This is a genomic window from Algoriphagus antarcticus (assembly GCF_002150685.1).
Classification (GTDB): Bacteria; Bacteroidota; Bacteroidia; order Cytophagales; family Cyclobacteriaceae; genus Algoriphagus; species Algoriphagus antarcticus.
In genome coordinates, this window is record NZ_MSSW01000013.1 from 1 (window position 1) to 11,707 (window position 11,707).

Consider the following 11,707-nt stretch of genomic DNA (forward strand, 5'->3'; position numbering starts at 1 on the left):
ACCGGAGTAAACCAGAATTTAAGGTGTCATTGAATTTTTGATCCTATAAATTTTTTACTGGCAAGATTCCGTATAATAACATTTTGGTTTAAGTATAATTTTTCATGACTTTCAAAAATCTCTTGACTCCTGGATTCTTGAAGAGTCTTTTTATATACGTGACTTGTTCAGGAACTTAGAACTCAAGTTTCTAAACGTCATTTTTATCCTTATCGTCAAGTTTAAATCTTAGTCAAGTTTAAATCTTACTGGAAGTCTCATTCTAGTATTAACAACTGTCCCATGTTGTTTACCAGGGTTCCAGTCGGGTGCATTTTCGATGATACGAACAACTTCCTCATCAGCGCCGCCTCCGATTCCTCGAAGAATCTCTATGTCAGAAAGGCTGCCGTCAGTATTGACCACAAAGACTACAATCACTGTTCCCTCAACACCTAACCTTCTGGCTTCGGCAGGATATCTCAAATTATTTTTCAAGTAGTTATTCCAACCTTCCATATCTCCCGGAGGATTTGGCTGCTCTTCTACTACATCAAAAATTACTTCCCCATCCTTAGCCATTTTTCTTGCAGTAATATCAGTGGGCCCTATCTTGGGAGCTGCTGATTCGCCCATCATGGTAGGGCCCTCGATGTCTTCTTCGGGCGTTATTTCACATGAAAACACGAAAAATAGTGCCGCCATTACGGGAATTGCAAGCAGAAATCTGCGCATTTCCTTTTTCTGAGATTGTGGTTTACTCATCATAATGATTCGTTTTTTGGTTTGAAATTGATTAAAGTTATTCATGAAGTGCCAGCCCTGTCCTCCAGTGATCATCTGCAGTAAAAGTCCTGAATACTCCTTCTTTGAATAGGTAGAAGTCACTCCCTGATCAGCTTGATATTCATGCACCTCACGTAGTGATCTTTCGAATTGATAGATCAGCGGGTTGAACCAAAAGATGATTTTGGCAAACTGAATCAACAGCAAATCCCAGCTATGCTTCAAGCGCACATGAATCGATTCATGCAGCACGATTTGCTTTTGCTCAGATCTATTCGGATCGAAATCCGGTAGCAAAATATAGCTGAAAAAGGAAGCCGGAATAAACTTAGGATGCACCGCAATCCAGTAATTCTGATAGCGCATCAATCTCGACTTGCCAAGCAAGCGCTGGGAAGTAAGAAAGCCCAAAATCAAATGAACCGTCATCACTACCACTCCAGCGAGGTAAGTATAAAAGACAATTTCCTGCCAGGAAAAGCTAACCGACTCCTGGGCAACTTCTTTGCCCACTAGAAATTCTGGGAGTAGAATCTCCCCAGTACCTATTGATGTGATCCCCACATTAAAAGACAACATAGGAATGACAAATGAAAGCATCAACATGCCGATCAATAACACACGATTCAGGGTGAAAAATGTCAATTCACTCAAGACAAATCGATAAAAAAGGACTGTGATAGCGACGCAGATACTTGCCTCGACAAGATAAATTAGGATAGCATTCATGACTCATTAGGTTTGTCCATATCATCGATCATCTTCTGTAAATCTTCAATTTCCTTATCAGAAATCTTATTTTCCTTCACCATGAAAGAGAGGAAATTTCCCACCGAACCTTCGAAATAATGCTTTACCAATTGATTCACGCTTCTTTTGCTATAGTCAGCCTGTGAGATCAATGGAAAATACTGGTGTGTGGTGCCATAAGCTTTGTGATCCAAATACCCTTTCTTCTCCAGTAGTTTGATAGAAGAAGCCAAGGTGGTATAGGGTGGCTTTGGGTCTGGCAGCTCTTCGAGTACATCTCGGACTAGCGCTTTTTCAAGTCTCCAAAAAATTCGCATGATCCTTTCTTCGTTGCTATTTAATTCGTTCATATCCCTAATGTAAAAACGAATTTTTAATAATCCTACGAATTTTTCGTATTAGTACGGTAGAAGCGTACCCTGAGATAATAGAACAAGATTGTTTGATCACTTTTACCCAGGCGTTTATGCTAAGTTTGAGTAGTATGGGCTTACAGTTTCTTTCAGCATAAGGCTAAATCATAGGCCGTGCTCTCTGTGAAAACTCAGCGTCCACCGTGGTTAAAAGATTTTTAGCACAAATCGGTAATTAAATAGTAAACACTTGCCTTACTCTGCGAAAAGCAAAAAATAACTCTGCGCCTATCTGCAATGATCTTTCTAAATATTTTTCAGCCTCTTGAGCTGTATCATCAAAAGCTTTTGGATCCTCATATCGTAGCGGAATGCGTATATCAGCACCTGGGATAAAAGGGCAATTCTCATCTGCATGATCACAAGTCATGATGGCAGCAAAGCCTTGGTGAGGATTTTGTTTATCCTCGTAAATCTTAGAAAAAACAAGGATCGGTAGTGCATCAGCACTTGAATAGATAGAATAAACTGGGTTTTGCTCTCCTTCTTTTATTATATCAAAACCTGAAGTTTCTAAAGCTTTGACTGCTCGCTCATTGAAAGCCGTTGCCTCCACACCACCAGAAAAGCTTCGGACAGGAATTCCGAAATAATCAGCAGCTGTTTGAGCCCACACCTGAGCCAATTGACTACGACGGCTATTGTGCGTGCAGATGAAATTCAAAGATAGGTTCCGGTCAGTAGTCAGCTTGTCAAGAATATACTCAACCAGTTGAATAAGTACCTCCTCCCGTTCTTTGGAAGGAGAATACTCAGAATAACTATCAATTACGGCTTCAAGCTTCGGGTATATTTCCATTGGGAATTACTTAACAACAGCCAGAGCCAGGTGTACAAAAAGTATCTTTTTCAGCCAGCGTAGCTAGTCTGATTTTTGGTTTTGACTGGGGAATCCCACACTTTTCTTTCGCTAGACAATCTGTCATCTTGGAGGTTAAGACAAAAGCCTCTCCATCAAAATCAAGTCCGTACTTACCAATCGTATCACTTTGGTACTCCACCTCTACTTCCAAATCCTCCAAGTCAAGAACTTTTTCTGAAAGCGAGATGATATCCAATAGTTTCTTTGCTCCCAGTCTATGGTCAAAATCCCCATCTTCCCACAATTGGAAAATGACAGCTTTTTCATCTCGGACGGTACCACCACAATCGATAAATTTCTTGTTGATTTGTCCCACTTCAGTAATATGGAAATGAGCAGGAACCTTTGCTCCAGAAGGCAGAACAAATTGAAGTTCTGAAAGCTCCGGAAGTTTGGATTTAATTTCTGATAGTTTCATGGCCTTGTATTTAATTGTAATATTACGATATATAATTTCAAATTTTTTTAACAGCAATCTTCTTCAGCACATGCAGATACATGCTGATCGAATAGACCATTAAACAATGTTTTGACGGATTCCCACTTTTCTGAATTGATGCAGTAACTCACAGATACTCCTTCTACAGTGCCTTGGATCAGCCCGATTTCTTTCAACTCGCGAAGGTGCTGCGAAATGGTAGCCTGAGCCAAGCCAAGTTCATGTACCAAAGTCCCGTTTATACAGGACTTCGCTGCCAGCAAATACTGCAAAATCGCTATCCGTGCAGGATGACCCATTGCTTTTGCTAGCTGTGCCAGCTCATTTTGCTGGGCGGTAAAAAGATCTGATTTTGTGATTCCCATAATTACATTGCAATATTACGATACAATTTACTTTTCTCCAAAATAAATTAATCATCTTTTGCCTCTATCAAGACAGTTTTGGCAATCACCGAGGCTACATTAAAATAGCCCAAAACATCTGAATCACCTTTTACGACGCTGATATTGGAATCCGGATTTTGTGGGGGCGGCGAGAAAAGTCCCCCGTCATTAAATAGCAAACTGACTAGTTGATTAAGGTATTCGTAGCTGCTCTTATTGATTCTGAATAATTCAAGTCTTACCCTATCTTTTTCGGCGAAAGAATAATTCAACTCCAAACCTTCCTCAAAAAACGATAAACCAAATGTATCATCGAATAGCAAATAATCACCGCGGTCATTTTTCAGTGTATCATTTTCTATCACTCTGATTCTATAATAATTATCCTCTTCAAAAGTGATTTCTCCATACACTTTTATGTAATATCCTTCATCCCGAAAAAGACGCTCTTCTTGGTATTCATAGGCGACACTATCGACTGTGGGTGGGGCCAAAAGTATTCCGGAAGACACGAATTCATTTTCATTCCAGATGACATTTAACTGATACGTCACTCCTACTTTGGCTACTTCTCCTGAATTAAGGGGTAGGTAACTTTGTGTATTTATATTGAATACAAATGGTATCTGTCGTGCAGTACCAGGTGCGGTGATAGAGACCTTGGCGTCAGAGATCACTTTAGTCTCTACTGAATCAAAATAATTTCTAGCTAGTGAAATAGTTATTTCATTGTAGAAGGGATTATCTGTCCAAATAGCTTCGATAACTGGCGTATCAGCTTCAATAACAACCAGTGGCAGGTCAACTTCCTCTTGGCAAGAAAAACTCAGGATTGCAAAAAGGACAATACTTAATCTCTTCATATCAAAACTCAAAATTATAGGTGATTGATGGTAAAAATGTAAACAAATACGTCATTACTATGCCTTGCCTTGTGGACACGACAGGACCATCCTCAGCACTATCATATCGAAAATCATTGTTGTAGATCTCTCTGAATTCATAGGCGAAAGGATTTTTCCTTCCATAGAGATTATAAACGGAGAAATTCCAGCTCCCTCTCCATTTTCTTCCTTTATCAGCATTTTTGTAGGTAACCGATGCATCCATTCTATGATAATCCGGAAAACGATCCTCGTTCCTGAAATCTGAATACAATGGAACTGCCTGATAATCCAACTCATAAACACCGATAGGAAATGAAACTGCCTGCCCAGTGGTATATATAAATGTGAGACCGGCAGACCAAGAAGGTGAGAATTCATGATTCAGCACCAGCGTGATATCATGCGGTCTATCGAATCGAGGGTTATATTTTTGCCCCAAAGAGATCCCTGGAATCTCCCTCCAAGTCCTCGAATAGGTATATGCCAACCAGCCTGTTGTCTTACCTATGTTTTTCCTCAGCAAAAATTCAGCACCATAAGCCCAACCATTACCGGTGAGAAGTTCGGTTTCTACATTATCTGTGAAAAGTACCTGAGCACCATTTCGCAAATCGATCACATTTCTCAAATCCTTGTAATATCCCTCTACAGAAAACTCCCATCGGTTTTCATCAAAATTGTGAAATAACCCGAGCGAAATTTGATCAGATCGTATTGGAGGCACATAAGTTCCTGCCAAAATCCAGCGATCTATAGGCAAACCAGCAGAGCTATTGGATGCTATTTGCACATATTGGAAATTGCGATTATAAGCTGCCTTCACAGAAAACTCCTCATTGATCAAATATCGAAAAGCTATCCTTGGCTCTAGACCCTGATAAAACTTAATATTCTCAAGCACCTTGAAATTGACGGTATCTGTGACAGGTATGTCTGGCCCTACCGTATTTCCTTCATATATATAGTCAACTCCATTTCCTATTTGATTGAATAAACCCCACCGAACTCCTGCTTCAGCACTCAGTTTAGGGGTGATTTCGTAGGTGAGCCCTCCAAAAACACTATTCAACAATCCGTTTTTTGGATTAGTATTGATTGACTCTATGCTGCTGTTTTCGGCAGGATTCAATTCTATCGGGGCAAAGTGATACAGCTGGCTTTGGAAACCCCAATAACTTTGAAAGTTATCACTCTGTAGCCATGTCCACTGAGCTTTTGCACCAGTTTCAGAAAGTTTATTTTTCCATTCAAAACCTGTATCAGGATCCACAAATTCTACGCGGTAGTTATATCGGGAATGATAACCCTGAAGATCAAAAAACACCTTGTCAGAAATATTCCTGCTCCACTGAGCTGAAGAAATCCAATTTGTCCATCCCAAACCAAATTCATCGTCAAGCCCAAGAAAATCACTTCCCTGATAGCTGGAAATAGTGAGCTTATCTTTTTCGCTGAGAATAAAAGATAATTTCGCACTCAAATCATGAAAATTAAGTTTGTTGTTTCTAAGATCTTCATCCTTTGAAAGCTTCAGAAACACGTCTGCATAGGTCCTTCTTCCGGAAATTACAAAAGTGGATTTATCCGAAAAAAGTGGCCCATCCAGCGTCAATCGCGAAGAAATACTGCCAATTCCTCCTTCACCGTGAATTTGCTGATTGTTGCCTTCCCGCAAAGTCACATCAATCAACGAGGAAAGTCGCCCGCCAAAAGACGCCGGCATGTTCCCTTTATATAGCTCCACCTGATCCAAAGCATCCGGATTGAATACTGAAAAGAACCCAAAAAAGTGAGAAGCATTGTATATGGGTGCCCCGTCCAACTGTACCAAATTCTGATCTGCAGACCCTCCGCGGACGAAAAGACCAGTAGTGCCCTCTCCAGCTGTCTGTACCCCAGGGAGCAACTGCAAACTTCTCAGCAAATCTACTTCGCCGAAAAGAGCAGGGATGTTTTTAATAGTAGCAATGGGAACAGTCACTTTACTGGTTTCCATGTTTCTGACTTGCTCATCAGGCCTTCTCTCCTGGATAATTATCTCATCGAGAGACATCTCTTCGGGTTTGAGAAAAAAACGCTGTGACTTTTCCAAATCTTTCGCAGTAATCACTCGCATGGAAGTCTCAAAACCTATAAAAGAAACTACTAAACGAGCAGGCAAGGATTTGACATCTATTTGAAATCTCCCTTCTACATCGGTTACCACTCCACTTTGCACATCTCCTTCCCAATAAACACTTCCCCCCAGGAGAGGTGACGAATCAGTTACATCAAAAACCTGAGCGGTAAAAACGCTTGTTTCCTGGGCGATAACCTTCGAAAATGATAAAAAGGAAAGGAACAGAAATATGAATTTGCTCATTCTGGCAGTAGGCCTCATGTTGCATTAATTAGAAATATAATTCCAAAGCTAGACGATTCACAAAAATTAATGTTTGTTAATTATGAAGAACATTTGAATTTAGCGTTAACACTTATCGCATTCTCCCTTTTAAAGTAAGCTTTATTTTATAATTTCAGGCAATGATTTGGGCATATCCGGACGTAAAACTCACTCTATTGCTAGCAGGCATTTTCGGTTTGCTATATTTTATCTACCTATTTCGCTATTGGAAAATCAACCATAAGTTAGAAGTAGAGAAGCGTAGGCTGTTCACTAAGGTGGTTATCAGAACCATCTACATTGTACTATTTCTCATTGCCTTTGCTGGTCCATCCATTGGCACCTCGCTGAAGGAAATTCAGGAAGAAGGTAAAGATATCTTCATCGCCGTGGATCTATCCCAGTCTATGAATGCCACAGATATAGGTCCTAGCCGGCTTCAGCGCATTAAGTTTGAGCTAAAAAACCTGACAAAAAGCTTTCCTTCCGATAGAATTGGATTGATTATCTTCAGTTCGGAGGCATTTATGCAATGCCCACTGACCTTCGATCAAAGTGTACTTCAGTTGTATATCGATGGGTTGAATACAGGTTTGGTTCCAAATTTCGGGACAGACCTGAATGGCCCGCTGAGAATGGCTGAGGAAAGATTTCTGAATGATGAGAGCCCAGAAGTAAAGTCCAAATCAATTATTCTGATCTCAGATGGAGAAAATTTCGGTGACGATCTGGAGGATATTGGATCTCAACTGAGCAGTGAAGGAATAAAAGTTTTTTCTCTTGGAATTGGTACAACGGGGGGAAGCAGCATACCAAGAGGTAATGGACTAGTGATTGATCCACAAACTGGTAAGCCTGCCCAAACTGTTCTTGACCGTGACCCTCTTCAGCAGATTGCTTCAATAACCAACGGTCAATATTTCGAAATTTCCGATGAAGTTCAGGAAATCGGAGACTTGATAGCCGCTTTGGAACGTGTAGAAGGCGGTGTGACAGGATCCCGAATCGTAGAAGCTTCCGCAAATAAGTATTTTTATTTCCTATTGGCTGGCTTAGTCCTTTCTTTGCTGGACATGATGCTACCAATCAAAACTATCAAACTATAAATGAGCTGGAGTAAGCTAACATTGGCTGTTTTTCTTCTGATTCCTGCATCTTGGACTCGGGTTTCCAGGTTGAATTCCGCCATTGATTTGGCAGAAGAAAGCTACGCCAAAGCTGAATATGAACAGTCCGTAACCAATCATCAGATACTCATAGATGAATTTGGCTACGCTTCACCTGAGCTTGACTACAATCAGGGATTGAGCAATCAGTATGCAGAAAAAGTGGATGAAGCCAGCGGGTATTTTGACAAAGCCTCTATCGCCCCAAATAAGATGTTGGCCTCCTTTGCATTCAATCAGGGAGGAGTGATATTGGGAAATAAGAAAGAATATGAACCTGCTCTCAGTAAGTTTAAATCTGCCTTGATCCAAGATCCAAATAATGAAGTAGCCAGACACAATTATGAATTGCTGGCAAGATGGTTGCAACGTGACCAAGAGCGTAAGGATCAGGAGGATAATAAACCCGATCCATCTGACTTTGCGAAGCGCAAAAAAGCAGAGGCAGATCGCATGGTGGAACAATTCCGCTTCAAAGATGCGTTGAACTTAATGAATGAAGCTCTGCAGCAAGATGAAACCGTTGCGGCTTATCAAGATTTTATCACCAGTCTTCAAGAAATCACCGAGATCGATGAAAAATAAAATTTTATTACTTCTGGGATTAGCTTTCACCCTAAGCATGGCTTCAAGTATCGCCCAAACTTCGGGTGAATTCTTTAACCGTGCAGCAAGATCCTATGTAAAAACTGAAAAAGACCTAGCCTTAGCGACCGTTAATGATGGTTTGACCAAATTCCCCGAAGATGCAAAACTCCAAGCTTTGAAAGAAAAACTGGAAAAAGACCAGGAAGAACAAGACAAGAAAGATCAGGAGAACCAAGAGCAACAAAACCAAGAGGAAAAGCAGCAGCAAGAAGATAAGCAGAGTCAAGGTGAGGACGGCGAGCAGCAGGAATCCAAGGAGGATGGAGAGAAGACCAATGAGGATAAAGCCAAAGAATCCCAAGCTGGTGACCCTTCTGAGCAAAGTAATGACAAGCCAAGCGAAAATGCGAACGATCAGATGGATGCCAATCTAGCTGACAAGCAAAAGGCTATGGAGGAATTCAAGGAAAAGCTAAAAGCTATGAACCTCACTCCCGAGCAAGCTGCGCAAATACTCGAAAGCATGAATGCTGCGGAATTACGCTACATTCAACAAAACAAGAAAAAAGCTACCGAGAGACCTAAGAGAGGCATTCCTGATTGGTAAAATGTGGGATGTTGGATGTAGGATGACCGACGAACCATCTACATCGGACATCCTCCATCGGTCATCTAACATCAACAAAACCCAAATATCATGATCAAAGAAGTATATATCGTTTCAGCTGTAAGAACCCCTTTGGGGAGTTTTGGAGGGAAACTAGCTGGACTTACAGCTATAGAACTTGGTAGCACCGCTATAAAAGGCGCTTTAGAGAAAGCCGGAGTAAAATCAGAAGAAGTTCAGGAAGTTTTTATGGGGAATGTAATTTCCGCAAATCTTGGACAGGCACCTGCTCGCCAAGCCTCTATTGGTGCTGGAATTGGCTATAATGTTCCCTGCACTACTGTTAATAAAGTCTGTGCTTCAGGCATGAAAGCCGTGATGTTTGGCGCTCAATCAATCATGCTTGGCATCAATGACGTAGTTGTAGCTGGAGGAATGGAAAGCATGTCGAATGTGCCTTTCTATGTTCCAAAAGCAAGATTTGGCTATAAATACGGCAACGCAGAATTCGTTGACGGGTTAGTAAAAGACGGTCTTTTCGAAGTGTATTATAAATTCCCGATGGGGAACTGTGCAGACAATACTGCAAAGGAAATGAACATTTCGCGCGAGGATCAAGATGCTTATGCTATCCAATCCTATCAGCGATCGGCTGATTCTTGGGCAAAGGGCTACTTCAAAGATGAAGTCGTTCCGGTAGAAATGAAAGGCAGAAAAGGCGAAACAATCGTCATCGACGAGGATGAGGAATATAAGAATGTAATGTTTGACAAAATCTCTTCACTTCGACCTGTTTTTGACAAGGAAGGAACTGTCACTGCAGCAAATGCTTCCACGATGAATGACGGGGCTTCTGCTTTGGTTTTAGTGAGTAAGGAAAAAGCTGAGGAATTGGGATTGAAACCACTTGCAAAAATCAGAGGCTTTGCCGATGCGGCTACTGATCCACTATGGTTCACCACTGCTCCTGCCCTGGCCATCCCAAAAGCAATCAAACATGCAGGCTTAACTGCCGAAGACATTGACTTCTATGAAATCAATGAAGCCTTTGCTGCAGTTGCTCTAGCCAATCAAAAAGAATTGAACCTAGACAACAATAAAGTCAATGTCTTCGGTGGAGCAGTTTCCCTGGGGCATCCGTTGGGAGCTTCCGGAGCTAGAATTATTAGTACGTTGAACTCTGTTCTGCATCAGAAAAATGGTAAAATCGGTGTGGCAGGAATTTGCAACGGTGGTGGCGGTGCTTCGGCAATAGTTATCGAAAAAATGTAATTTTCATAAATTATTAACCGCAAGGCTACTCGTCTTGCGGTTTCTTTTTTCAGAATGAACAAACTCCTCCTTCTTATCGCGTTCAGTTTTCTAGCCAATTTTGTGATGGCTCAGGATACTATTCGCACCTATTATGATGAGGAAGAAACCCTCATCAAGGAATTGTATTTCAAAGTAAATGGCAAAGCAACAGGTGAAATCAAACGATTCGACGAAGAGGGGAATCTCGTTCAAGTCGGTCAATTGAAAGATGACCTAAGAAATGGAATTTTCGCAGATTTAGACCATGAAACTGGCGACACAGTGAGAACTATTCCTTTTGTAAACAACGTCCGGTCTGGTGAATCCAAAAGCTTTTTCCCCGGAGGCAAACTAAAGCAATCCTCTACTTATTTAGACAATCAGATTAATGGTGAGGTGATCACCTATTATGAGTCTGGCCAGGTTAGTGATAAAACCACTTTCAGCCAGAACAAACCAGAGGGACTAAGTGAAACTTTTTATGAATCAGGAAAGCAAGCTTCCAAAGTTTATTTCTCTGAAGGCAGGTTTGATGGTCTTTTCGAAGAATTTACAGAAAATGGCCAGATTTTGATTACTGCCAACTATTCAGATGGAGAGCTGGATGGAAGAGAAACTCAATACTTTGAAGATGGACAAGTGCTCTCCTTAATAGATTACTCAAACGGTATCTTGGATGGAATCTATGAACTGAATTACCCTGATGGCTCACCAGAGCGAAGAGGCAACTATAAAAAAGGATATGAAGAAGGTGAACTGGTATCCTATCATCCAAATGGAGTAATAAGAGAAAAAGCTGTTTTCAAGAAAGGAATCCCTGTCCAACCTACAGAGAAGTATTATCCTTCAGGTAAAGTGGAGCAGAAAAAGAGCTTTGACAAATCGGGGAACCCCATTTTGGAAATAAAGTATTATGAAAATGGCCAAGTATATTTCGCAGTTAATTACTTAAACAATGAACCTCAAGGTGAAGTAAGAATTTACCGCGAAGATGGTTCTTTGGAAGAGATAAGAAGGTTTCAAACTGGCAAGCTCCATGGGAAGCGAGAGTTTTATGATGAAAATGGTGATCTGCTGAAAACAGAAACATATAAAATGGGTAATAAAATCAATAAATAATACATCAGGCAAGAGCGTAAAGGCAAAGCTTTTTCTATTTTTGCCCAAA

12 protein-coding genes are annotated in these 11,707 nt (G+C 40.9%); 5 read left to right on the forward strand and 7 right to left on the reverse strand.

Translation table 11 applies throughout. The features are described 5' to 3' along the window. Nucleotides 1–228 precede the first annotated feature (228 nt). The 7 genes from BVH04_RS26060 to BVH04_RS07380 form a co-directional block, all read right to left on the reverse strand. The gene (locus BVH04_RS26060; RefSeq protein WP_086540834.1) at nt 229–1,494 is read right to left on the reverse strand and encodes a M56 family metallopeptidase; all 1,266 of its coding nucleotides are present in this window, start codon (nt 1,492–1,494) and stop codon (nt 229–231) included. Further along, nucleotides 1,491–1,865 carry a BlaI/MecI/CopY family transcriptional regulator gene (locus BVH04_RS07355; RefSeq protein WP_086540835.1) on the reverse strand — a complete coding sequence of 125 codons (375 nt, stop codon included), beginning with the start codon at nt 1,863–1,865 and terminating at the stop codon, nt 1,491–1,493. The genes BVH04_RS26060 and BVH04_RS07355 overlap by 4 nt, the downstream gene beginning before the upstream one ends. A 238-nt stretch (nt 1,866–2,103) precedes the next feature. Further along, on the reverse strand, nt 2,104–2,727 hold the full coding sequence (locus tag BVH04_RS07360) for a low molecular weight phosphatase family protein (RefSeq protein ID WP_086540836.1): 624 nt from the start codon (nt 2,725–2,727) through the stop codon (nt 2,104–2,106). Between the two features lie 10 nt (nt 2,728–2,737). Beyond that, a complete protein-coding gene (locus tag BVH04_RS07365; protein ID WP_086540837.1) occupies nt 2,738–3,208 on the reverse strand; it encodes a DUF6428 family protein in 471 nt (156 codons plus the stop codon). Between the two features lie 47 nt (nt 3,209–3,255). Beyond that, nucleotides 3,256–3,594 (reverse strand): ArsR/SmtB family transcription factor, encoded by a 339-nt coding sequence (locus BVH04_RS07370; protein ID WP_086540838.1) that lies wholly within the window; start codon nt 3,592–3,594, stop codon nt 3,256–3,258. 47 nt (nt 3,595–3,641) lie between these two features. Beyond that, nucleotides 3,642–4,478, reverse strand: a complete 837-nt coding sequence (locus BVH04_RS07375) for a DUF4249 family protein (protein WP_086540839.1) — start codon at nt 4,476–4,478, stop codon at nt 3,642–3,644. A gap of 1 nt (nt 4,479) precedes the next feature. Beyond that, complete coding sequence (locus BVH04_RS07380; RefSeq protein ID WP_240510866.1) at nt 4,480–6,882, reverse strand: TonB-dependent receptor; 2,403 nt, start codon at nt 6,880–6,882, stop codon at nt 4,480–4,482. 143 nt (nt 6,883–7,025) lie between these two features. Between BVH04_RS07380 and BVH04_RS07385 the strand changes: the two genes are divergently transcribed. The 5 genes from BVH04_RS07385 (at nt 7,026) to BVH04_RS07405 (ending at nt 11,658) form a co-directional block, all read left to right on the forward strand. Continuing rightward, nucleotides 7,026–7,991: a VWA domain-containing protein gene (locus BVH04_RS07385; RefSeq protein WP_086540840.1), complete on the forward strand. Its 966-nt coding sequence runs from the start codon at nt 7,026–7,028 to the stop codon at nt 7,989–7,991. Continuing rightward, entirely contained in the window at nt 7,992–8,636 is a 645-nt protein-coding gene (locus tag BVH04_RS07390; protein ID WP_086540841.1) for a hypothetical protein, read from the forward strand. Continuing rightward, a complete protein-coding gene (locus tag BVH04_RS07395; RefSeq protein ID WP_086540842.1) occupies nt 8,626–9,246 on the forward strand; it encodes a hypothetical protein in 621 nt (206 codons plus the stop codon). The genes BVH04_RS07390 and BVH04_RS07395 overlap by 11 nt, the downstream gene beginning before the upstream one ends. A 93-nt stretch (nt 9,247–9,339) precedes the next feature. Beyond that, on the forward strand, nt 9,340–10,518 hold the full coding sequence (locus tag BVH04_RS07400) for an acetyl-CoA C-acyltransferase (RefSeq protein ID WP_086540922.1): 1,179 nt from the start codon (nt 9,340–9,342) through the stop codon (nt 10,516–10,518). 54 nt (nt 10,519–10,572) lie between these two features. Then, a complete protein-coding gene (locus tag BVH04_RS07405) occupies nt 10,573–11,658 on the forward strand; it encodes a toxin-antitoxin system YwqK family antitoxin (RefSeq protein WP_086540843.1) in 1,086 nt (361 codons plus the stop codon). The last annotated feature ends 49 nt before the right edge of the window (nt 11,659–11,707 follow it).